Annotated in this window: 18 protein-coding genes; 7 read left to right on the top strand and 11 right to left on the bottom strand. The window is 63.6% G+C overall.

Annotated elements, in window-relative coordinates:
* Window positions 1-2 precede the first annotated feature (2 nt).
* From NKI66_RS05885 to ftsZ, 4 genes are all read right to left on the bottom strand, one after another.
* Window positions 3-1,082 carry an ATP-binding protein gene (locus NKI66_RS05885; RefSeq protein WP_352751203.1) on the bottom strand — a complete coding sequence of 360 codons (1,080 nt, stop codon included), beginning with the start codon at window positions 1,080-1,082 and terminating at the stop codon, window positions 3-5.
* Window positions 1,083-1,112: 30 nt separating this feature from the next.
* Entirely contained in the window at window positions 1,113-2,540 is a 1,428-nt protein-coding gene (locus NKI66_RS05880) for a DUF5691 domain-containing protein (protein WP_352751201.1), read from the bottom strand.
* Window positions 2,537-3,922, bottom strand: coding sequence for an SWIM zinc finger family protein (locus NKI66_RS05875; protein WP_352751199.1), 1,386 nt, complete (start codon window positions 3,920-3,922; stop codon window positions 2,537-2,539). Before NKI66_RS05875 ends, NKI66_RS05880 begins: the two co-directional genes overlap by 4 nt.
* 219 nt (window positions 3,923-4,141) lie before the next feature.
* Entirely contained in the window at window positions 4,142-5,176 is a 1,035-nt protein-coding gene (gene ftsZ / locus NKI66_RS05870) for a cell division protein FtsZ (protein WP_023808769.1), read from the bottom strand.
* A 386-nt stretch (window positions 5,177-5,562) separates the two neighbouring features.
* Here ftsZ and NKI66_RS05865 point away from each other — a divergent pair, with 386 nt between their 5' ends.
* The 6 genes from NKI66_RS05865 to fhuB all read left to right on the top strand — a co-directional run bounded on the left by NKI66_RS05865 (window position 5,563) and on the right by fhuB (window position 14,088).
* Window positions 5,563-6,261 (top strand): GntR family transcriptional regulator, encoded by a 699-nt coding sequence (locus NKI66_RS05865; RefSeq protein WP_023808770.1) that lies wholly within the window; start codon window positions 5,563-5,565, stop codon window positions 6,259-6,261.
* A gap of 247 nt (window positions 6,262-6,508) precedes the next feature.
* Window positions 6,509-7,864, top strand: a complete 1,356-nt coding sequence (locus NKI66_RS05860) for a glutamine synthetase family protein (RefSeq protein WP_127268594.1) — start codon at window positions 6,509-6,511, stop codon at window positions 7,862-7,864.
* A 129-nt stretch (window positions 7,865-7,993) separates the two neighbouring features.
* Window positions 7,994-8,878, top strand: a complete 885-nt coding sequence (locus NKI66_RS05855) for a helix-turn-helix domain-containing protein (RefSeq protein ID WP_352751197.1) — start codon at window positions 7,994-7,996, stop codon at window positions 8,876-8,878.
* Between the two features lie 135 nt (window positions 8,879-9,013).
* Entirely contained in the window at window positions 9,014-11,191 is a 2,178-nt protein-coding gene (locus NKI66_RS05850) for a TonB-dependent siderophore receptor (protein WP_352751195.1), read from the top strand.
* Window positions 11,192-11,213: 22 nt separating this feature from the next.
* Complete coding sequence (locus NKI66_RS05845) at window positions 11,214-12,089, top strand: ABC transporter substrate-binding protein (RefSeq protein WP_023808774.1); 876 nt, start codon at window positions 11,214-11,216, stop codon at window positions 12,087-12,089.
* A complete protein-coding gene (gene fhuB, locus NKI66_RS05840) occupies window positions 12,082-14,088 on the top strand; it encodes a Fe(3+)-hydroxamate ABC transporter permease FhuB (protein ID WP_023808775.1) in 2,007 nt (668 codons plus the stop codon). The genes NKI66_RS05845 and fhuB overlap by 8 nt, the downstream gene beginning before the upstream one ends.
* A gap of 36 nt (window positions 14,089-14,124) precedes the next feature.
* On the opposite strand, the gene cuyB is transcribed toward fhuB, so the two are convergent.
* The 4 genes from cuyB to NKI66_RS05820 form a co-directional block, all read right to left on the bottom strand.
* A complete protein-coding gene (cuyB, locus tag NKI66_RS05835) occupies window positions 14,125-14,922 on the bottom strand; it encodes a cysteate racemase (RefSeq protein WP_023808776.1) in 798 nt (265 codons plus the stop codon).
* Complete coding sequence (locus tag NKI66_RS05830; protein ID WP_352751193.1) at window positions 14,919-16,205, bottom strand: dicarboxylate/amino acid:cation symporter; 1,287 nt, start codon at window positions 16,203-16,205, stop codon at window positions 14,919-14,921. Before NKI66_RS05830 ends, cuyB begins: the two co-directional genes overlap by 4 nt.
* Window positions 16,206-16,281: 76 nt before the next feature.
* Complete coding sequence (locus NKI66_RS05825) at window positions 16,282-16,992, bottom strand: substrate-binding periplasmic protein (protein WP_352722132.1); 711 nt, start codon at window positions 16,990-16,992, stop codon at window positions 16,282-16,284.
* Between the two features lie 315 nt (window positions 16,993-17,307).
* Window positions 17,308-18,000 (bottom strand): SDR family NAD(P)-dependent oxidoreductase, encoded by a 693-nt coding sequence (locus NKI66_RS05820; protein ID WP_023808778.1) that lies wholly within the window; start codon window positions 17,998-18,000, stop codon window positions 17,308-17,310.
* A 371-nt stretch (window positions 18,001-18,371) separates the two neighbouring features.
* On the opposite strand from NKI66_RS05820, the gene NKI66_RS05815 reads away from it, so the two are divergent.
* Window positions 18,372-19,487: an anhydro-N-acetylmuramic acid kinase gene (locus NKI66_RS05815; protein WP_023808779.1), complete on the top strand. Its 1,116-nt coding sequence runs from the start codon at window positions 18,372-18,374 to the stop codon at window positions 19,485-19,487.
* Window positions 19,488-19,545: 58 nt separating this feature from the next.
* Here the strand turns inward: NKI66_RS05815 and NKI66_RS05810 are convergent, their stop codons facing one another.
* Genes NKI66_RS05810 through NKI66_RS05800 form a run of 3 tightly spaced genes read right to left on the bottom strand, consistent with a single transcriptional unit; the run spans window position 19,546 to window position 23,179 of the window.
* Window positions 19,546-19,974: a GNAT family N-acetyltransferase gene (locus tag NKI66_RS05810; protein ID WP_023808780.1), complete on the bottom strand. Its 429-nt coding sequence runs from the start codon at window positions 19,972-19,974 to the stop codon at window positions 19,546-19,548.
* The gene (locus NKI66_RS05805) at window positions 19,971-21,362 is read right to left on the bottom strand and encodes a sigma-54-dependent transcriptional regulator (RefSeq protein WP_023808781.1); all 1,392 of its coding nucleotides are present in this window, start codon (window positions 21,360-21,362) and stop codon (window positions 19,971-19,973) included. Before NKI66_RS05805 ends, NKI66_RS05810 begins: the two co-directional genes overlap by 4 nt.
* Window positions 21,359-23,179 carry a sensor histidine kinase gene (locus tag NKI66_RS05800; protein ID WP_031212271.1) on the bottom strand — a complete coding sequence of 607 codons (1,821 nt, stop codon included), beginning with the start codon at window positions 23,177-23,179 and terminating at the stop codon, window positions 21,359-21,361. Before NKI66_RS05800 ends, NKI66_RS05805 begins: the two co-directional genes overlap by 4 nt.
* Between the last annotated feature and the right edge of the window lie 204 nt (window positions 23,180-23,383).

Below are 23,383 nucleotides of genomic sequence, written 5' to 3'. Positions count from 1 at the left end.
CGTCAGATCGCCGCGTTCAAGGCCGCGTAGTAGCCGGCATAGTCTGGCCGCTTCTTGAGCACGGTTTCCAGATACTCCTCCAGCACCAGTTTGTCCTGCACCGGATCCTTCACGATCGCACCGACGAGGCTGGCGGCAAGACCTTCGGCGCCGAGCTTGCCGCTGTCGAACCAGGCCGCCTGGCTGAGGCCGCCGACCATGGTGGCAATGGCTTCGGCCGTGGACAGCGAACCGGACGGCGTCTTCAACGTCACCTTGCCGTCGGCTGTAGCGCCGGAGCGCAACTCGCGAAAAATGGTCAGCACGCGCGAGATCTCCTCACCGACATTCTTCGGCACCGGCAGGTCAAGACCGCCGGCCATCTCGCCGACCCGCTTGGAGACGATCGCCACTTCCTCCGCCATGTCTTCGGGCAAGGGCAGTACGACGACGTTAAAGCGGCGCTTCAACGCCGAGGACAGCTCGTTGACGCCCTTGTCGCGGTTGTTGGCGGTGGCGATGATGTTGAAGCCGCGCTGCGCGTAGATCGAGGTGTTGAGTTCCGGGATCGGCATCATCTTTTCGGACAGCACGGTGATCAGCGTGTCCTGCACGTCGGAGCCCATGCGCGTCAGCTCCTCGAGGCGGCAAAGCTTGCCGTCCTGCATGGCGCGGTAGAGCGGCGTCGGCACCAGCGCGTCCTGGCTTGGGCCCTTTGCCAGAAGCTGTGCGTAGTTCCAGCCATAGCGGATCTGGTTCTCGTCGGTACCAGCCGTGCACTGCACGATCAGGGTCGAATCGCCCATGATGGCGGCGGCGAGATGTTCCGACACCCAGGATTTGGCCGTGCCGGGGACACCCAGCAGCAACAGCGCGCGATCGGTGGCGAGCGTCGCCACCGCGGTTTCCATCAGCCGGCGCCGGCCGACATATTTGGGCGTTATCACTGTCCCGTCGTCAGCCTTTCCGCCGAGCAGGTAGGTAAGGACCGCCTTTGGCGAAAGGCTCCATCCGGTAGGCCTTTGCCGGTCGTCATTGCGCGAGAGCGCCTGCAATTCGGCGGCATAGGCCTGCTCGACCGGAAGACGGATGGCTGCGTTCATTGGCTGTTCTCCGGATTGATCATGTGTCGGTTAAGGTTCGGCCAGCGCTGCGTTGAGGCGCAGAAGACCGAGTGAAGGCGCTGCCGGCGCCATACCGGCCGCAACGACGTCTCCGATCAATTTCTCCGCCGTCGCCGCCGTGGCGAGAAAGCCCATAGTTTCCAGGAGCTGGTCGACGCCTCGCTTCACAGCGTCATCGTTTCCTGCAACAGCGGAGCGAAGCGCCGGGAGCGTCTGGCCGTTTGTCAGGTCGGTCCATTCCAGCCAGCTTGCTTCGAGGCCCTCGGCCAGATTGAGCGCGCCGAGATGTTGCGTGTCCTTCAGGATCGACCTGACCAGGACGCGCTTCCTGCGGCTGTCCAGACGCGCCATGAGGTGGAGGACGAAGAGTGCGGGCTTGCCACCTTCGGCGACAAGCATATCCGCCATGTGCGTCACCGCGGCGTCGCCGCCCGACGCGGCGACCATTCGGGCAACAAGGATATCGGCATTGTTCTCAGCGCCGAATTGCCACGCCCCGATAAACTCGGATTCGGTGGTGCCGAAGCGCGTGGCGAGGTCGACCAGGTTGCAGGTCTCGAACAGTTCGGCGCGACGTCTTTCCTGCGCCGGCGATTTGAGTTTTGCCGGCGTGTAGGTGGTGCGGCGGCGGATGAAGCCGGATTTGCCTTCAGCGATGAAGGCAGCGAGTTCGGCCGTCGGATCTTCCGGCCCGCCATCGCCTGGCGAGCCGTGCTCTCCCAATCTTGCCAGCAACCGGCCAGCGAGCTCGCGCAGCTTGCCGGAACGATCGGCGGAGAGGCTCTTCAGGAACGGCACGTCATCAGCGCCCAGACCGAAGCGCAACAGGTCGACGAGTGCAATCCTGATCTCCGCCGGCTCGCCGGATGCCTTGGTTTCGATCAGCTGCCTAGCCGAAGCCGGTGCGGTGCGGCGCATATCGGCGAGCGCGGTGCGGCGTGCGGCGGGATAGAAGTCATCCCAGTTTTCCACCGTCAGATGCTCCTGGCTTGCAGGTTTTTCGCCGTCCGCGCCTGCCTGCCAGTCGATCCAAGGTGCATAGACGTCCGGACTGCTCTGATCCGACGCGGCTGGCATCCAGTCCATCGGATGCAGCACGAAGCCGCGGCTGGCGACGAGCGTGACCACACGCGACTTGCTTCTTGTGTCGGCGGCATGCTTTAGCGCGGCTCGCAATAGCGGCCGCAGCCGTTCCGGCAGCATCTGCAAGGCGAGTTCGGGCAATTGCGGGCGGCGTTTCAGCGTCTTTGGCGCGGCTGGCCGCAAGGCGATGTCGAGAGCTTGTGCGGCGATCGCCAGCAGCCGGCGTTCGCGCTCGTCGGGGCTGGCACCGCCGGCGATCTCCTTCCACGCGCCCGGAGCCAGGTCGAAGGTGATCCCGCCGGTGATCCAGCAGTCGCGCATGGCCGCCAGGCCGGTCTGCTCGATCTCGTTCACGACAGGTCAAGCCTACCGAAACCGCTTTGCGCCGCCAGCAGGTCAAGCCGGCTGCCATTCCAAAGTGCTGCCGTTGCCATAAGGTCCAGCCCAAGCAGCGTTGGATTGACGGTGTCGGCAATCGGCAAGGCGATACCATGCGGATCGCCGGCGGCTTGCCACCAGGCGGCACCCCGATCGTCCAGCAGGATCGCGCCGGGCGGCAGCATGACAGGACAATCGGTGAGCCAAGGGGCTGTGTTCTGGTGAGCAGCATGCGCCGCGAGCGGATCGGCTGTGTGAAAGCCGAAATCGGGCCACTCACCTGTCGGGACGTCGCCCTTGCGGTCCGCCACCAAGGCCCGCAGCGGCTGGCGTGCCGGGTAAAAGACCAACCTGGCATCGAACCGGTCGCCCGGTGTGAAGGCGTTCGACCGGCGACCGGCCGAGGCCGGAAAATAGTCGAGCAAGAGAGCAAATTGCGGGCTCGCGCTCTTCAGGTCGAGGAGCCAGGTCGAATGGCTGACGAGACCGTCACGGCGCGACTCGATCTTCTCGCCAAGCACCTCCCAGACGCTTTCGACCTGTTTGGCATCGGGATTGGCCAGAACCTGCTCACGGCTTTCGGACGTCGATACGAGCCGCCTCAGTTCGGCGTCGCCTGGTGTCGATCGCCAGGCCTTGGCCACCAGCACAAGCTTGCCGAGTTCGCGGATCGCCGCGTCCGGGCGCTCCTCGCTGCGCAGCCCCATCAGCCGTGACGGAATCTCGTCGATGCGGCCGGCAAGCGCTGTCGCCTTCATGTCGACCAGCCGTGCCGCAATCCGGCGGCAACGATCACTGCTGTTGTCGACAAAACCGGCCAGGCCAAGCCGCAACTGGTCAGCGATCCATTGATCCAGCTCATCCAACGCCGCCGACACCGCGGATTGCGTATCCAGCGTCCGCTTGCGCTGCGCTGCCTCGCGGCGCTCGACCGCAGCGGCGTCCTCGATGTCTGCGCTTTCGTCGTCGCGCGAGGCCTCGCCAATGCTCTTGCCTCCCGCACCGGGCGCTGGCGCCGCCGGCTGCGGCGAGGCCTTCCTGCGGCGGCCGAGCCAATCATTCACCCATTCCGGGGTCGAGCCTGCAGCGGTAAAACTGGCCGGCGTGGTGGCTGCAATCCACATCAGCGCCAAAGTGTGCTTGCAGGGAAATTTCCGCGACGGACAGGTGCATTTGTAGCCATGGTCGCCTGTGTCGACGACCACACGATAGGGATTGGAGCCGGAACCCTGGCATTCCCCCCAGAGGAGCCCCAGTTGATCGCTCTTTTCGAGCCGTGGCCAGTTCGATTGCCTGGTCAACCTGGAAGCGGCGCTCAACGACGCCTGATCGGGCGCGAGCGCTTCGATGGTTTTCAAGTCGAATTCCAAGCCGCGCCTCTCGTCGCTCGAACGATACGGGTAGCCAGTATAGATGGCCGTCTATGACGGATTCTTGTAGCAGCAACCGTACAGAGATCGATACAGCTGAACACAATAGTTGCGCCAGTCAATCTGATCCGTCGGCAATGCAATTGCTATTCAGCGATGTCTCCCCCGAGAAATTACCTCTTGGCGAGGATAAACGCGCGATATGACTTATTGAAGCGTCCGCGCCGGCTGACCGGCGTGGTCGCGTGCGATGCCGGCTTCGGCATCCTCGGCGCCAAAAGCACGGTCGAGGCCCGTCGCCACGACCGAGACCCTGAAGCGGCCTTCCATGCCCTTGTCGAAGATGGCGCCAACGATGATGTCGGCATCCTCGTAGACCTCTTCGCGGATGCGGGTGGCGGCCTCGTCGACCTCGAACAGAGTCATGTCCCTGCCGCCCGATATCGAGACCAGCACGCCCTTGGCGCCTTTCATCGACACTTCGTCAAGCAACGGGTTGGCGATCGCGGCTTCCGCCGCCTTCATCGCCCGACCCTCGCCGGAGGCCTCACCGGTGCCCATCATGGCGCGGCCCATGTCGCGCATCACCGATTTGACATCGGCGAAGTCGAGATTGATCAGGCCTTCCTTGACGATGAGGTCGGTGATGCAACTGACGCCGGCATAGAGCACCCGATCGGCAATGACGAACGCATCGGCGAAGGTGGTCTTGGCATCGGCGATCCGAAACAGGTTCTGGTTCGGGATGACGATCACCGTGTCGGCGCTCTCGCGGAGCCGCTCGATGCCCTCTTCGGCCATCTGCATGCGGCGCCGGCCTTCAAAGGCGAACGGCTTGGTGACGACACCAACCGTCAGGATGCCGGCCTTGCGTGCCGCCTGGGCGATGATTGGAGCCGCACCGGTTCCCGTGCCGCCGCCCATTCCGGCGGTGACGAAACACATATGCGTACCGGCCAGATGGTCCATGATCTCGTCGAGCGATTCCTCGGCCGCGGCGCGGCCGATCTCGGGAAGCGATCCGGCGCCCAATCCTTCGGTGACGTGGGCGCCAAGCTGGATCAGCCTGGACGCCTTCGACATGGTCAGCGCCTGGGCGTCCGTGTTGGCGGCGATGAATTCAGTACCCTGAAGCTGCTCCGCGATCATGTTGTTGACGGCATTGCCACCGCCGCCACCAACGCCGATCACGGTGATCTTGGGTCTCATCTCGGAGATTTCGGGCTTCTTGAACTCGGCCATGCCTGTGTCTCCTTCGCCAATTGCGCGCGCTTCACGACCCACCCGCAGACTGCCTTGAAACCTTGCAATCGAGCGGCATGATGCGAATCACTCCGTTGCGATGGGTAGCCCAAAAAGCCAGACAGCGGCCAGAGGTGCAAGTGCATGCGAGGTCAAGATTTGTGATGACCGTTTTGCACAGCGTGGCAGAGACGCCATATGCCTGACAATCAAGCCGTCGGCCTTGGTGCGACGCGTCGGCTTGCCGCGCAACGATCGAAGCGTCTATCATGTGCTTGATAAGTCGCTGACTTCGGCGTTCTCGCCGGGCTCGGCCACGCAGAATCCCCAGCGGCGAAACCAGCCGGCCGCACAGATTTCTGAACCGATGAAGCAGCGCCCCGCCAATGGCCGACAAAACACAATTCGGGTTGACCGCCGTCGACACCGTTCCCTTGCATGAAAAAGTCTATCTGGAACTTGTGCGGGCGCTGATGTCCGGCCAGTTCACGCCGGGCCAGAAGCTGACGTCGCGAAAACTCGCAAGGGAACTCGGCACCAGCGACATGCCGGTGCGCAGCGCCTTCATGCGGCTGCAGGCGCTGCGGGCGCTCAGCCCGATGCCGAACGGCAGCGTCGAAGTGCCGGCGATATCGGCCGAGCGGTTTTCGCAATTGACCGCGGTGCGGACTATCCTCGAAGGCTCGGCGACCGAACTGGCGACAAAACGCATCAATGGCAACAATCTGCGCACGATCCGACGCCACGCCACCGACCTGACTTTGGCGGCCCGCAAAGGCGATATCGATGATTACCTGCGCAAGAACCACGACTTCAAATTCTCGATCTATCGCCATTGCGGCAACGAGCAGATGATCTTCCTGATCGAAACCGTATGGATGCAGGTCGGCCCTTTCCTCAGGAACCTTGCCATGGGTTTCGAGGATAACCTCGCCTCCATCCTCGACATCGACTTTCACGAGGAAGTCGTCGCTGCGATCGAGGCCCAGGATGGCGAGCGCGCCCGCGCTGCCATCGTGCGCGACATCGACGAAGGGGCCTCGCACATACTGCAGCAGGCGAGATTTCCGAAGGCGAGAAACTGATGCGCGTCGCGTTTGTGCGGATTCGGGCGACGCCACTTGGCTTTCCGGCCTCTTGCCTCTATGTTGCGATCGCAGATCGCGCAATTGGTTTTGAAATGCCTCCCGACATCCCGGCTAGTGACTTGAAAAAATAAGGAAAAGCGCTTGGCGACAGCCAAGTCTGTTTTCCTAAAACTCACAAGCTATTTTTATCAGGGACAGTGCAGCCGGTCAGGTTGCGGCACCTTCGAAAACCAGAGGTCATAAATTGAGCGATGCAATTGCGGACGTTTTGAACTGGCTTGATAGCAGGACCGACATCCAGAGCCTGAGAGCCGCGGTGTGCGACCTCAACGGCATCATGCGCGGCAAGCGCATTCCCGTCGAGCAGGCAAGAAAGGCGCTGGAAGGCAAGCTGCGCATGCCTTTTTCGCTGATCGGGCTCGATGTCTGGGGCGAGGACATCGAAGGCAACACACTGGTATTCTCGACCGGCGATGCCGACGGACTGTGCCAGTGGACGGGGCGCGGCATTCTGCCGGTGGCCTGGACGGCGCATCCGACGGCGCTTGTCCCCCTCTGGCTCGCCGACGAAAGCGGCGCGCCTTATCTCGGCGACCCGCGACGGGCGCTGGCCCGCATCCTCGATCGCTACAAGGCCTTGGGCCTGACTCCGGTCGCGGCAACGGAACTCGAATTCTACCTCGTCGATCCGCAGTCGCAGCGGCCGGTCGGACCGGTCTCGCCGGTAACCGGACGCCGCCTCGATTCCGACGCGGCGCTGTCGATCGACGAGATCGACGACTTCGAATCCTTCATCCATGACGTCTACGAGGCCTGCCGGACGCAAGGCATTCCCGTCGACACCGCCATCGCCGAGAACGGCGTCGGTCAGTTCGAGATCAATCTGAATCATGTCGCGGACGCCTTGCGGGCGGCTGACGATGCGGTGCTGTTCAAGCGCACCGTGAAGGGCATTGCCCGCAAGCACGGCTTTGCCGCCTGTTTCATGGCCAAGCCCTATGGCGACCGGGCCGGCAACGGCTTTCACGTTCATTTCAGCCTGATCGACGGCGAAGGGCGCAACGTCTTCGATGACGGCACCGACCAGGGTTCTGAGACCATGCGCCATGCGGTCGGCGGCCTGCTTGCGGCAATGGCCGAAAGCACGCTGGTGTTCGCGCCGCACTTCAACTCCTACCGCAGGCTGCGCCCGAGATCCTATGCGCCGACCGCAGTCGCCTGGGGTTATGAGAACCGTATGGTCGCGATCCGCATTCCCGGCGGGCCAACCGGTGCGCGCCGCATCGAGCATCGCGTTTCGGGAGCCGACGCCAATCCCTATCTGGTGCTAGCGGCCATATTGGGCGCCGCACTGACGGGCATTGAAAGACAAATATCGCCAGGCGATCCGATCGGCACCGACGGCCAGGGACTTCCGCCGGCAAAGCTGCCGCCGGACTGGGCGTCGGCGATCGCCGCCTTCGAGAGCGGGACGCATGTGGCGGAGATTTTTCCAGCCATTCTGCGCGACTCCTTCGTTGCCTGCAAACGCCAGGAATTGAACACGTTCGCGCTCAATGTCAGCGATTTCGAAATCGAGACATACCTCGAAAGTGTTTGAGGCCCGACGGCCCCAGCGGCATTGGGTTCCGGCCGATTTTCGAGGAGCCGCAAAGCACTTGCGGTGGGGTCGCTAACCGGGCATAAACATGATGTTTTTTATCATGTATTATGACTGGGATCACAGGACTTGACCTTCGTTGCGCGCATGGAAAGCCGGATTGAGGGCTTTTCAGTCATTGGCGACCTGAAATGGCATGTCTGGGACGGCGTGGTCGCCGACCTCTGGGATGTCTCATGCGGTGACAAGGCCGAAGGCTATTACGTCTCTCCCGACCCCCGGCTGTTCGTCGCGCTCGATGTGGATGGCGATGGCGCTTTCTTCGTCGAAGACGCCAAGGGCGAATTGCGCCGCCACGACCAGGCTTTTTCCATGGCCTACATACCGGCCGGCGTGCCGATCCGCGGCCGGGTCGAGGGGCTGCGGCGGATCCGGCATCTCGACCTGCATTTCGACGCCGCAGTGCTGACGCGCCGCTTCGGCCGCAGCCTTGACCACGAGGCCTTGCGGATGTCGCGCTTCCAGTTTCGCGACGACCGGATCGCCATGCTTGCCGGCCTGATCGCCGCCGAATGCGGCAGCGACCGGCCCCTGCATGATCTCTATGGCGAGGGTCTGCTCAATGCCTTGTTCGCAAGCCTGTTCCAGATCGACCGGCCTGATAACCTTAGGCGGCGGTCGCCGCTGTCGCGCCGCAAGCTGCGCCTCGTCACCGACTACATCGACGCGCATTGCCTGGACAGTATCCGGCTTGCCGATCTCGCCGCGCTGACCGGCCTGTCCGAAACCGCGATGAGTCATGCCTTCAAGGCGGCGACCGGCGTGCCGCCGCATCGTTGGCAGATGAAGGCGCGGGTCGACAGGGCCAAGGCGATGATGGCGCGTGACGCCGCTTCACTCGGCGACATCGCCGAGGCAACGGGTTTTTTCGACCAGGCGCATCTGACGCGTGTGTTCAAGTCGATTGTCGGCGTGACACCCGGCGCCTGGATGAGGAGCACCAGTCGCCAGTGACATTTCCGCAACATCACACCGCGATGTCCCTCGTTTGGACAAGAATGGACAAACCGCCCAATTCCGTCCAATGACCAGCAGATAAGTTGAGATAAATGATCAAGTATCTCAATATCGACAGGCGGGGACTTCCTGATGAGCAGAACTTACCGGATGAAGGCGCTTCTGGCGGCCAGCGTCGCCGCAGCCGCGATGATCCCGCCAATGGCCGCGTTGGCGCAGTCGGTGCAAACCAGCACCCAGCTTGAACCGGTGGTGGTCGAGGGCGAGGCCGGCGATGGCGCGACCGGACCGGTTAAAGGCGTCGTCGCCAAGAAAAGCAGGACCGGCTCCAAGACGGCGACCGACATCAAGGATATCCCACAATCCGTGTCGGTGGTCGGACGTCAAGAGATCGACGACCAGGGCGCACAGAAAGTCGACGAGGCCTTGCGCTACACGGCCGGGGTGTTCGCACAGCCCTTCGGCCCGGACAGCGACACCAACTGGCTGTTCATCCGCGGTTTCCAAGCCACGGCTGATGGCACCTACATGGATGGGCTGCAACTGTTCAGCTACGCCTTTGGCGGCTTCTACGTCGACAGCTTCGGCCTCGAGCGAGTCGAAGTGCTGAAAGGGCCGGCCTCCGTACTCTATGGCGGCAGCAATCCCGGCGGCCTCGTCAACTATGTCAGCAAGCGACCGGATGGCAGGCAGCGCTATATCGAGACCGGCGTCAACGATGCCGGCAATGTCTATCTGGGCTTCGACATCGGCGACGTCGACGGCAATGGTGTTGTCAGCTACCGGGTAACGGGCAAAGTCGCCGGCGGCGACACCTACAGCGATTTGCAGAATGGCTGGCGCGGCTTCATTTCGCCCAGCATCACCTGGCAGCCCGACGAGCAGACCAAGCTGACGGTACTGGCCAACTACAGCCACATCGACGAGAACCACAATGGCGGCAGCTTCCTGCCTTACATCGGCACTGTAACGGATCGGATTATCGGCGGCGTGAATTACGGTCGAATCGACCCAGATGCCAATTTTACCGAGCCGAGTGTCGATCTCTACAAGCGCGAGCAAGGTTCGATCGGCTACGAGTTCGAGCACACTTTCGACAACCAATGGACGGTGCGTTCCAACATGCGCCTCAGTGCGGCCTCGATTAATGAAGTCAACGTCTACGCCAACGGGTGGGCGAGCGCGACGCAGCTCAATCGCATCAATTTCGGTCACGATACCGACGCCACGACATTCCTGTCGGACCTGCAGATCGAGGGCAAGGTGGAGACAGGCGCTGTGGAACACACGCTGCTGGCCGGCATCGACTACAAATATTACAACATCGACCAGGTGCAATCGTCGGCGCTCTTCGGCACAACCCCTCCCATTGATGCTTTCGACCCAATCTACGGCGCGCCACTGACGCCACGAGTCAGCTACCTCAATCAGGACTTGACCCAGAAGCAGCTCGGCTTCTACGCGCAGGACCAGTTGCGCTTCGGCGACGGCTGGCTGGTGACGCTGAACGGCCGTTACGACCGTGGCTGGCTCGACGCCGACAATCGGCCGACATATTACTCGGCGAGTTCCAGCACGCAGAACCAGACTGTCGGCGACTTCTCCGGTCGCGCGGGCCTCGCCTATGAGTTTGCCAATGGCGTAACCCCCTATGCCAGCATTGCCACCTTCTTCAACCCGCTCATCGGCACCGACGCCAACGGTAATCTGTTCAAGCCGGAAGAAGGCGTGCAGTACGAAGTCGGCGTCAAATATGTTCCGACCTTTGTCGATGGCCTGTTCACCCTGTCGCTTTTTGACCTGACCCGTCAGAATGTACCGTCGAACGTTACTTTCTTCACGCAGTTGCAAACCGGCGAAGTGCGCTCACGCGGTATAGAACTGGAAGGCAAGGTCAACGTCACCGAGGATTTCCGGCTCACCGGCGCTTTCACCGCCTATGACATCGATATCACCAAGGACGCCAACCCGGCGCTGATTGGCAAGACGCCGTTCATCGTGCCAGAGGTGATGGCCTACGCCTCAGTCGACTATACTTTTCGTGGCGGCTGGTACGACGGCATCTCGATCGGCGGCGGCCTGCGCTACGTCGGCTCCTCATGGGCAGACAACGCAAACAACAACAAGGTTCCAGCTGTCACGCTGGCCGACTTGAAGCTTGGCTACGACAAGGAGACCTGGGGTGTCGATCTGAACATCACCAATCTGTTCGACAAAACCTATGTCTCGAGTTGTCAGACCACCACTGTCGAAGCCTGTTCTTATGGCGAAGGCCGCTCATTCAAGCTGAAGGCGCATACGACTTGGTAGCCATGTGCCGAATCCGCCAGTGATGATCCATCTGCCCAACAGACGGCAGGTGCTTGCGCTGGCGGCCGCGGCATTGCTGCCACCGGTCGCCGCCAGGGCGGCGGCGATGCGCGTTGCCGCGATCGACTGGGGCATGCTGGAGACGTTGCTGGCGCTCGGCATCGAGCCGGTGGCGGCGACCGAACTGATCCAGTTCCGCAAGATCGCGGTCGAGCCGGCGGTTCCTCAATCGGCAACCGATCTCGGGCTGCGCGGCGCGCCCAATTACGAGCTGCTGCGCATCGTCGCGCCTGATCTCATCGTGATCTCCAATTTCTACGAATACCAGCGCCCGATGCTCGAACGCATCGCGCCGGTGTTTGCGCAAACGGTCTACGAGGCCGGCGTGCCACCTTATGCGCTCGCCGAGGCGGCGACACTGGCCCTGGGCGAAAAGCTGGGACGGCAGACCGAGGCGAAGCGCTACGTCGATGAGACGGCGGTCGAGATCACGCAGCTTGGCGCCACCTTGCCCCCCTCCCCCGCGCGGGTCTTCGTCATCAGTCTCGGCGATAGCAGGCATTTTCGAGCCTTTGGCCGCGATTCCATATTCGGCGATGTGCTGACGCGTCTCGGCCTGGTCAATGCATGGACCGACGAGACGAGCTACAGCGCGGCGGCACCCGTCGGACTGGAGGCGCTAGCGCGCGTGCCCGAGGCGTCGATCCTGATCGTTTCGCCACTGCCGGCAGATGTCGGGCGTTCGCTTCCTACAAATGCCTTGTGGAACGCGCTACCCGCTGTCCGCCAGGGGCGTGTTGCTGTGCTGGATCCGGTCAACCATTTCGGTTGCCTGCCATCGGCACGCCGCTTCGCGCGTCTGGCGACGGCCGCCCTTGCCGGGCAGAGCCATGGCTGAGCGCACCATAAGCGATCGCACCGCGACGAGTGCCGCGCTGTCGCCAATCGCCCTGTGGAGCTTCCTGGCGGCGCTGGCCGCCCTCCTCTTCGCATGGCGCGTCGGCATGCAATGGCCGGCCGCACCGCCGGGCGACGGCATTGATCTCGATAGCGTCATCCTGGTCTACAGCACGCTGCCGCGCGCCGCCGTGGCGGTGCTGGCCGGCGCGGTGCTCGGCCTGTCCGGCCTGCTGTTGCAGCATGTGCTGCGCAACCCGCTGGCCGAACCGTCGACGCTCGGTATTTCGGCCGGCGCGCAACTGGCCATGACGATCGCCTCGCTTTACGCACCGCTGCTGATGGAGCGGTCGCAGGGCCTGGTCGCCTTCGCCGGTGGCATCGCCGCGGTGCTGCTGGTGCTGGCATTGACCTGGCGGCGCGGGCTGGAACCGGTCTCCATCGTGCTCGCCGGGATGATGGTGGCGCTGACCGCCAGTTCCGTCAGCGCAGCACTGATCCTCGCCAATGGCGAGTACCTGTTTTCGCTGTTCATCTGGGGCGGCGGATCGCTGGTCCAGCAGGACTGGGAGCCGACCATCGCGCTGACGATCAGGCTGGCGGCCGGTGTGGTTGCCGCATTGATGCTGCTGCGGCCGCTGACCATTCTTGGTCTCGACGATGCCTCGGCACGCGGCCTGGGCGTCGCCCGTCACTCAAGCCGCTTTCTCATCATCGCGCTTGCCGTGTGGATGGCGACGTCGGTCGCGGCAGAGGTTGGCGTCATCGGGTTCGTCGGTCTTGCAGCGCCGGCGCTGGCCACGCTTTCGGGCGCCCGCACACTGCGCCAAAAACTGATCGCCGCGCCGCTGATCGGCGCCGTGCTGCTGTGGCTGACGGACGGGCTGGTACAGCTGGCCGCCGGTTCCGGTGGCGAACGCATTCCGACCGGTGCCGGCACCGCCCTGCTCGGCGGTCCGCTGCTGCTGTGGCTGTTGCCGCGGCTGCGCCTTTTCGAGTGGCCGCATCTCGGTTCGAATGGTACCGCACCGCGCAAGGCCAGCCGGCCCTGGCTCATCATCCTGCTTCTGCTTGCGCTGGCGCTTGTCGCTGCCATCGTGGCGCTTGTCGTCGGGCGTGGCCCGGACGGCTGGTCTATTGCTGGGGGAGACCTGTTAACCGATCTCGCCGCGTGGCGTGCGCCGCGGATCGGCGTGGCGGCCGCCGCCGGCGCCATGCTCGCGGCCGCCGGCGTCGTCATCCAGCGGGTCACCGGCAACCCACTGGCAAGCCCCGAAGTGCTGGGAGTCGGCACCGGCGCCGGTGCCGGCCTGACAGCCGTGCTGATGGTCAGCGCCACGGCCAGTCTCGGCTGGCAGCTCGCCGGCTCAGCCCTGGGCTCACTGGCGGCCTTGATTGCCATGCTGGCCCTTGCCGCACAAGCAAAGTTCGGTGCCGAGCGGCTGCTGCTTGCCGGTATCGCCATGAGCGCGCTGTGCAGCGCTGCGATCACCGCAACGATCGCGATGGGCCACGCGCAGTCCTACATTCTGTTGCGCTGGCTGAGCGGCTCGACCGGCCAGGCGTCGGCGCTCGATGCAGGGCTAGCACTCGCCTGTCTGTTGCCGCTGACGTTGCCGCTGTTCCTTGCCGCCCGCTGGCTGGATATCCTGCCGCTCGGGTCCGACAGCGCACGCGGGCTGGGCGTGCCGGTTGCCGGCGGACGGCTGATGCTGATCATCGTTGCCGCGCTGCTGACTGCGCTGGCCGCCATGGTCGTCGGGCCATTGAGCTTCGTCGGCCTGATCGCGCCACACCTTGCCCGTCTGGTGGGCTTTTCCCACGCCCGCGTCCATCTCGCCGGAGCGATGCTTCTGGGCGCCCTGCTGATGATCGTCTCGGACTGGCTGTCGCGCATGGCGGCCTTTCCCTACGAACTGCCCGCCGGCCTGTTCGCTTCGCTGCTTGGCGGGCCGTACCTCGTCTACCTGCTTGCCAAGGGCGTGCCGCGCCAAGGCTGACGGGTTCCGAAATGCTATGAGGTTCTATCCATAGGGCTAGACCAGTGCGGCCAAGCTGGCGCGCATCGATCGGTCATGTTCCGGCAGCCGCGATACGGTCGGCAGGCCGCGGGCTTCCTGGGCACCGAAGCCCAATCGTGTCAGACAGGCTCGCGCCAAGGCCGCATTGCTGTCGATGACGACCAATCCATTGATATCGTTGAGGCTGGCGGCCACCACCGACAGTTCGGTGCAGCCGAGCAGGGCTGCATCGGCGCCGGCCGCTTGCGCGATGTCGAGCGCGCGCTCGGTTTCAACCGCCGCATCCGCGATCGAACCCGCCTTGACGAGGCTGATCGCGCTGTCGACGCAGGCCTGAAACTCGGTGTTCGCGGGAAGGCAGAGCTCAAATCCCGCTGCCGACATCCTGTCCTGGTAGAAGCCGGAGACCAGCGTGCCTTGGGTGGCGAGAACAGCAACCCGGCCCTGATCCAGGCTGCGACGCGTCTCCGTCACCACAGCATCTCCGATATGGATGATTTCCGCGCGCGAATTCGCCGCCAGTTGGCCGTACCAATGGTGGGCGGTGTTGCACGGCATCGCGATGCGGGCGACGCCGAGCGCATTGAGCGTCGCGACCGCGGCTTTCAAAGGCGCCAGCGGCCCGTCATGGCCGGCAAGGATCGCTTCGGTCCTGTCGGGCAGCTGCGGGACACTGAGGATCACGGCAGGCACATGTTCGTTGTCTCTGAGCGCCTGGGTCATCCGGGTCAGCTTGAAGTAGAAATCAGCCGAAGCAAGCGGCCCAAGACCGCCGATAATGCCGAGCTGGGGACGGATGCTGTCGTCGATCATCTGGCAGGCTCGGCTTCGAGCTGTTCCGAGACGGTTTCAGGCTGTGCCGCCTCCCTGTGGCTGGGAGCGATCATTGCCGTGCTCGCCGCGACGGTGCAGACGCTGGCCAGCGTCATGAACGTGTCGACGGCTGCATCCACCGCGACGAACAGGACGAACGCCGCCTCGAAGGGAAGCTTCAGGTAGCCGCAGACGATGGACATCTGCGACAGGATGAGCAGGCTGCCCATGCCGCCGGTGGTGAGCGCGAGAAGCGCTGAGATGATACCGACGAGCACGAGGTCCGGGACTGCAAGCTGGTGGCCGTAGAGCTGAGCGATGAACAGCGCACCCGAGGTATAGAGCAGTGCCGGGCCTGTCCGCAGCAGTGCCGCCTGTAACGGCACGAGCAGTTCGACGACCACCAGGCTGAACCGCAGGCGCTCGCCCAACAGGTTGATGACCCATGGGAGCGAGGCGACCGAGGAGCGTGTGGTGATGGCCACCATGAGAAGCGGCTGGCAGGTCTTGATCGTCGTCCAGTAGCTGCGTCGCGACCGGATCGCGATAATGGCAAATGCCCCGGCAACGAATGTAAGGCAGGAAAGACCCATCACCAGCAGGTAACCGCCCATCAGCATGAGCGGCTTGGTTCCGGTCGACGCTGTCTGGTCCGCGATCAGGATGAAGGTTGCAAAGGGCAACCCCCAGATGAACCAGTTGGTGAGCACCGTGCAGGCCCGGTAGACCGCGTTGAGCGCCTGGGTCAGGCTCATGGACGAGGGCTGGGGAATCTTCCCCATCGCGAGCCCGAAAAGCAGGCAGAACAGCAGGACCTGAATGGTCTGGCCCGAGGCCAGGGCATTGAAGACGTTGTTCGGCACCAGGTCGAGCAGGATCGAGTGCCCGCCATTGGGATCCCCATTGGAGGCTGGCGGCTGGAACGGGAAGGCGAGATCGGTGGATACGCTGCCTTGCGAATTGATGAACTCGCCAAGCTCGATGCGCGACTGGGGATTCTCGATCTGGCCCGGCTGCAGGATCAGCGACAAGGTGCCACTCACCAGCACGCTCAGGAACGACACGACCAGCACGGCCATACCCACCTTGCCGAGGTAGCGGACCGATTTCGGGTCCTGGACCATCGCCGTGATGGAGAAGATGACCGACGAGACCAAATAGGGCAGGACGACCATCTTGAGGAAATTCAGGTAGAGCTGTGCGACAGGGCTGATCGCATGGGCAAAATCTGGATAGTAGAGGCCGCACAGGATCCCTGCAGCAATCATCGCGATCGTCGTCACGGGTGATCGCAGTATGCGCCTGGCCATCAGGCGCCAATCGAAAGGCAGGGGTCCGGCTAACTCGGAGATTGCCATGTCAGGCTTTGCTCCCCTGGCGATAGCGGGCGATGATCTCGTCCGTGCTGAGAACCTGCTGACCCCGCGCGAGATCGAGATACAGATCGACAAAGGCTGCGAGATGCGGATTGTCCGGCCGCACGCCGACTGCGATCGTATCGACCTTGTCGGTCAGCGTGATGGAGCGCGCTACGACCGTCATCGACGGATCGTCGACCATCAGCTTCTTGATCTCGAAATCATCGCGATAGGCCATGTCGATCGTCCCGTTTCGGATCGCATCGATGATCAGATCCCAGCTTGCCAAGCGGTGGATTTGCGCATGCGGGAAAGTCGTGGCCGCATAAGTGGCGAATGAAGAGCCCTCGATCACGCCAAGATCGCCTGAGAAATCACGGACGATCCCTTCGGGCGGCTTGCCTTGCGCGATACGCGCCAGGTTGAGGCGGTTGGCGATCAGCCCTTGCCGCAGCATGGCGTAGGGGCGCGAATAGATGATCGACCGGCCGCGCTGAAGCGTCCGGCTGAGCTTGCCAATCGCCAGGTCGGCCTGTCCGGAACTGACCTGTTTCACAATATCGTCGAACGTTGCGGCGGATCGGTCGAACACCGGCTCGACGCCAAGCGCCGCGGCGATGCCGTGGGCCAGTTCCATGTCTATACCATCGTCCCCCGATCCGTCGGCCGGGAAGAACGGATTGGAAGCGAAGGCCGGCATTGCGATGCGCAATGCATCGCCGCTCGCGATAGGTTGAGGGGCGCTCTCCGCCTGCTGTCCCAGAGTGCTGGCTGCCCGGGCTTGTGAAATCAGCAACCCGCCGCTCCCGGCCGCAAGCAGTGTACGACGTGTAACCGACATGCGCGTTCTCAATTAACCCGGGAAAGCTGCAACATGCACAACCGGCGTTAAACAAACGTATATATTACCCTATGTCTTTTTATGTATTGGATAAGCAGCTTAGCGCCACAAAATATCAGCATTGCCTAATATGCAAGGAACGGCGGAAGGATCGCATTACTTCCCGCCCGCCGGTCAGCTGGATTGTCAAAACGTCTCGACCCAGGGCCGCAACTCAAGCTCCGAGCTCCAGGCGCTGCGATGCTGGCGATGGGTTGTGAGATAGGCCTCGGCGATGGCATCCGGCGACAGGCGGCGGTCCGGCCGGTCGGGATCGGCTGCCTGTCCGGGCGGCTCGATCTGGCCGTCGATGATGAAGTGGGCGACATGGATGTTCTTCGGGGCGAGTTCGCGGGCCATGGACTGCGCCAGGCCGCGCAGGCCGAATTTCGGCATGGCAAAGCCGCCCGAGCCGGGAAAGCCCTTCACACTGGCGGTGGCGCCGGTGAACAGGATCGAACCGGATCCCCGGACAAGCAGCCGGCGCGCCGCCTGCTGGCCGACCAGGAAGCCGCCATAGGCGCCGACCAGCAATGCCTGTTTGACCGCTTCCGCATCGAGCTCGGCGATCGGGCCGCGTGTGCGTGCGCTGGCGTTGAACACCACGAGCGCCAGCGGGCCGGCCTTGTCGGCGGTGTCGAACAGCCTGGCGACGGACGCAGCGTCGGCGACATCCGTCTCAACGGCCAGCGCACCGGTCTCATCGACCAGAGCGCCCAGCTTCTCGACGTTGCGGGCGGCCAGAACCACGCGAAAGCCTTCCCGGGTGAGAAGGCGCGCAAGCGAGGCGCTCACACCAGCGCCCGCGCCTGCAATGACGGCCACATCGGATGATGTCATGATTTTCTCTCCCTTGCGGATTTCGGCGGAAGCGTTTGCCAGATCGAGCAAGGTCGCGCCTTCGCGCATGATAGGCAAGAGGTGGCATTGCCGCTGTGTTGAGCCCAAACGACCGCAGAACCGGCGTTGCGCAGTCCAGTGTCGCCCGTGGCGCTACGAGGATAGGTCCGCCTCGGCACCGCGACCCCCGCCTCGACAGGGGCAAGGCTTGGACCTTGCTCACCAACCGGATCCATCCGACACGTCATTTCGACAGTGGAATCGTTTTGCTTCGTCAAGCGGTCGGCGGCCTCATTAATGGGGACTGGAGCATGGCCCCGAAAAGTGGGAAACCGTTTTCGGAAAAGATCATGTTCGATAAGGAAACGATTATGGAACCAATCTGGGCCGTCGGCCTGATGACCGGCACGGTGCTGGACGGCAACATCGACGTCGCGCTGATCAAGACCGATGGCGAGCAGATCGAGGATTTCGGCACCTATCGGCTGATGCCCTATCCCCCATCTATCCGCTCCCTGCTGGAAGAGACGCTGACGGAGGCGCGGGCGTGGAACTTTGTCGGGCCGGAGCCGGCGATCTTCCGCACCGCGGAGGAAGCCCTGACGCGTGCCCAGTCGGCAGCCGTCAAGGAATTGGTCGAAGGCTATGGCATGACGATGGCCGATATCGGCGTCGTCGGTTTTCACGGCCAGACCGTTCTGCATCGCGCGCCGCAGGTTGGACGGCTGGGCCAGACAAGGCAGCTCGGCGATGGCGAGCTGATGCATGCCATCTTGGGCACCAAGGTCGCATACGATTTCCGCTCGGCCGACATACGCGCCGGCGGGCAAGGCGCGCCGCTGGCCGCGGTCTATCACACCGCGCTGATGCGCAGCGCCGGCGCCAATGGCGAGGTCGCCGTACTCAATCTCGGCGGCGTCGCCAACATCACCTGGTGGGATGGCGCCGACAATGTCGTCGCCTTCGACACCGGACCCGCCAACGCGCCGCTGAACGATTTCATCAAGTCGAAGGGGCTCGGCGAGATGGACCGCGACGGCGCGCTTGGCCGTGCAGGTAAGGTGGACGAGGCCCGGCTGGCCAAGCTGTTGCAGCACCCTTATCTGAGTAAAGCCTACCCGAAATCGCTGGACCGTTTCGACTTCGGTGCCGCGATGGCGGACGGCCTGGATGCCGAGGATGGTGCCGCCTTGCTCACCGCCTTCACCGCCGGCGCCGTCGGCAAGGCACTCGACCTCTTACCAAGCCGGCCTAAAAAGCTGGTGGTCAGCGGCGGTGGTCGCCATAACCCGACCATGATGGCAATGCTGGCCAGCCGCGCCGGCGTCGAGGTGGTGCTGGCGGAAAGCCTCGGTTGGAGCGGCGATGCGGTCGAGGCGGAGTGTTTTGCCTTCCTCGCGGTTCGCGTGTTGCGCGGCTTGCCGATCAGTTTCCCGAGCACCACCGGCGCGCCGCAGCCGATGCGTGGCGGAAAACTCGCCGGCTAGACTCTTGCTTTGACGCAATTCCGGACGCAAAACCGCTTCACACTTTTCCTGGAATTGCTCAACCGCCAACCAGTTCCTTCTGCAGGAAGATGCGGCTGCGGCCGACAGGGAAATCGGCCAGCGAGCCGAAGGGCCGATAGCCCTGGCGCTGATAGACCTTGGCGGCGTTCGGATTGAAGGTATCGATCCAGGCATTGTTGCAGCCGCGCGCCACCGCTTCCTGTTCGGCCGCGTCCAGCATTGTGCCGGCCATGTGCTGGCCGCGCAGCCGCTCATCGACCCAGAGCCATTGCACATAGAGCCAGCCCCAGGCCGTGTAACCGGAAATGCCGGCGACGACCGCGCCATCCTCGTCGCGCACAAACACCACAAGCGCCTTCCTTTCGGATGCGCCGACATCGCCGTCGTTGAACGCCGTCAACCTTTCGCCGAGAAAGGCGAGTTCTTCCGGCGAGGGATTTGCCGTCGTTTCAATGGTCGTATTCATCGCTTTTCCGAGATGGGTTGCGTATCGGTATCGCCGCCATTGCGAAATTCGGATGCGGCAATGCCGTGGCGCTTGAGCTTGTCGTAAAAGGTCTTGCGCGGCACGCCGAGGGCGTCGATGGCGCCGCGCACGTCGCCGCCATGGTCGCGCAGCGCGTCACGGATGAGCTGCGCTTCGTATTGGCCGACCCGTTCGGGCAATGCTGCCGCAGGCTCCGGCGCGTGCGCGGAGACCGTCCTCACCTCATCGTCCGGACCGAGACCGAGCGCGACGCGATCGGCGAAATGGGCGAGCTCGCGGACATTGCCCGGCCAGTCATGCGACTGGAGATGATCGCTGACGGCTGCATTCATCTTGGCGACCGGCCGGCCGAACCGTTCCGCCGCCTTGCCGAGAAAATGCCCGAACAGCATCGGGACGTCGCCGCGCCGTTCGCGCAGCGGCGGGATGCGCAGCGTCACCACGTTGAGGCGAAAATACAGATCCTCGCGAAAATCGCCGCGCTGGTCCGGCCGGCCGAGATCGACCTTGGTCGCCGCAACGACCCTCAGATCGATGCGCCTGATATCGTTCGAGCCAAGCGGGGTGAGGCTGCGCGTTTCGAGCACCCGCAGCAGCTTGACCTGGAGCGCCGGGGGCATGGATTCGATCTCGTCGAGAAACAGCGTACCGCCGCTGGAATGCTCGATGCTGCCGATCCGCCGCCGCTGCGCGCCGGTGAACGCGCCCGCCTCATGGCCAAACAACTCGCTCTCGATGACCGTCTCCGGTAGGGCGCCGCAGTTCAGTGCCACGAAGGGTTTTGAGCGCCGCCGCCCCCACCTGTGCAGCAGGTCAGCCACCACTTCCTTGCCGGTTCCCGTTTCTCCCTCGACCAGCACGTCGACATCCATGTCGGCGATCTGGCGCAAGGTCTCGCGCAGCCGCTTGATGGCAGGAGCCTCGCCGATCAGCGGCAGGCCGTCAGTGGCGAGCGCCGCGGCTTCGCGCAGCCGCCGGTTCTCCATCACCAGTCGTCGCTTCTCCGATGCCCGTTTCAGCGCCTCGACAAGGCGGTCGCCGGCAAAGGGTTTCGGGATGAAATCGTAGACACCATCCTTGAGCGCGGCCACTGCGAGATCGACGTCGCCATGGCCGGTGACCAGGATCACGGGTATGTCCGGGTCGATCGCCTTGATGCGATCGAACAGCTGCAGCCCGTTCATGCCCGGCATGCGGATGTCGCTGACCACCACGCCTTCAAAGGTCCTGTCGACAACGGCAAGCGCTGCCTCGGCGGCGTCGCGCGCGACCACAGTGAAGCCGGCAAGCTCGAGCAATTGCGTTGTGGCGTGAAGGAGGTCCGCATCGTCGTCGACGAGCGCCACCAACCCTGATCCCTCAATCATTCAATTCGCCTCAAGTCGACGGTAAAAGATGCGCCGGTGCCATTGCTGGGATCGAGCCGCAGCGTGCCGCCCAATTCCTGGGCAATCTCCTGCGAGATCACCAGCCCGAGACCAAGCCCCTTCTCCTTGGTGGTCTGGAACGGCATAAACAGATTGCCGGCTGCTTCCGGGCCGAGACCTGGGCCATTGTCGCGCACCGAAATCAGCACCCTGTCGTCGTGCTCGGCGAGTTGGATCTCGATGCGGGGATCAGACTGGTCCTTCATCGCGTCGAGCGCATTCTGCAAAAGGTTGACGAGTATCTGCTCCAGCCGGATGCGGCTGGCCAGGACCACCGGCGAGGCATTGCCGCGCGGCTTGACGATGGTCACGCCGGAATCACGGATGCGGCCCGACAGCAGCGACAGCGCGCCATCAATTGCCTCGCGCACCGGCAGCGGCGAAGCGGCAACCCCGGGTCGACGGGCGAAAGTGCGCAAGGTGCCGGTGATCGCGCCGATGCGCTCGGTCATCGAGACGATCGACGTCAGATTGCCGCTGGCCGGTTCGGTTTTGCCGGTTTCGAGAAAGCGGCCCGCATTCTCGGCATAGGTGCGGATAGCGGCGACCGGCTGGTTGATCTCGTGCGCCACGCCGGCGGCGATTTGGCCGAGGATGGAAAGCCGGTTGGCCTGGGCGAGGTCGTCGCGCAGCCGGCGCACCTTGGCTTCGGCATTCTCGCGCTCGGCGATTTCACCGGCAAGTGCGGTGTTGGAGCGGGTCAGCTCGGCCGTTCGCGTGCTGACTCGGCTCTCCAGCTCGGCATTCATACGCGCCAGCGCCTCCTGCCTCAGCCTGCGCGTTCGCCGGCGCCGGGTCAGCACGTAGGCAAGCAAGCCCATCAGCAGAAGCCCAAGCAGCGTGGTCAGGCGCGCCGTGTTGGCGGCCGATGAAAGAGCAGCGTCGGCGGGAGTGAGCAGCCAGAGACGCCAGCCAGGAACAGCACCAGGCAAATCCTGCACCACCTCGACGAACTGGCGCGGTTTTCCCGCGTTGTCGATCGTCGCCAGGCCGTCACCCGCGCCGCGCCGGATCGGCAGCGGCTCGAAGCCTGCATCGGCCAACTGGAGCTGCTCGTGGGCTGCGGCGGTGTCCTCGGCCGACAGTGGTGCCAGCGCACGGAACCGCCAGTCGGGCTGGCTGGTAGCCAGCACCACGCCGCGTTCATCAGTGATGAACACAAGGAAACCGCTGGAACGCCAATTGGCTTCGACGCCGTCGAGTTCGACCTTCAGCACCGCAACGCCAAGCGGCTTGCCGCCATCGTCGACGCGGCTGGCAAGGTACAGCCCCGGTCTGCCGCTGATTGTGCCGAGGCCATATTGGCTGGCAGCACCCTTGCTCATCGCTTCCTGGAAATAGTGCCGAAAATTGTAATCGATGCCGACAAAGCTCGCCGGTTCGTCGGCATTGCTGGCTGATATGGCGATGCCTGCCGTATCGATGATGTAGATGGCGGATGCCGAGGCATCGCCGGCAATCGACTTGAGCTTGTCGTTGAGGGCCTTTTCTTTCATTTTTCCGGCCCGGCGCAGAGCGCCGCGCACCGCATCGTCTCTGGCCAACACCAGTGGAACCAGGCGCTGCTTTTCGATTTCGCCGGTCAGGGTTCCCGCCGCCAGCGGCAGTGCGGCGAGTGCCGTCTCGCGCAGATTATCGGCCGCCTGGCCGGAGGCGATGCGCCCGGCAATGGCGATCGCGCCGGCCAGAAAGGCAAGAGCGACGACCACGGCAACCCAGCGGCCATCGCGCAGCCGCGCCACCGCCTCGCGCAGCAATTCACGGCCGGCAAATCCAGGGAATCCGCTATCGGTGCCTGCTTGCGGCGTCTGCCCTCTCCCCTTTGCTCGCGGCTTTCGGCCAGTGTAATGCGAAAACCCGCCCAGGCAAACACTGCCTGTGCGGAAATCCGCACAGGCTTTGCCCGCATGACGTCAGACAAAGGCGGAAATCCCGTGGTTCCGGCCTTTCCGCGAACTGGC

It is taken from the genome of Mesorhizobium sp. M0518, assembly GCF_040321125.1.
Classification (GTDB): domain Bacteria; phylum Pseudomonadota; class Alphaproteobacteria; order Rhizobiales; family Rhizobiaceae; genus Mesorhizobium.
This window is presented reverse-complemented; position numbering and strand designations above follow the sequence as displayed.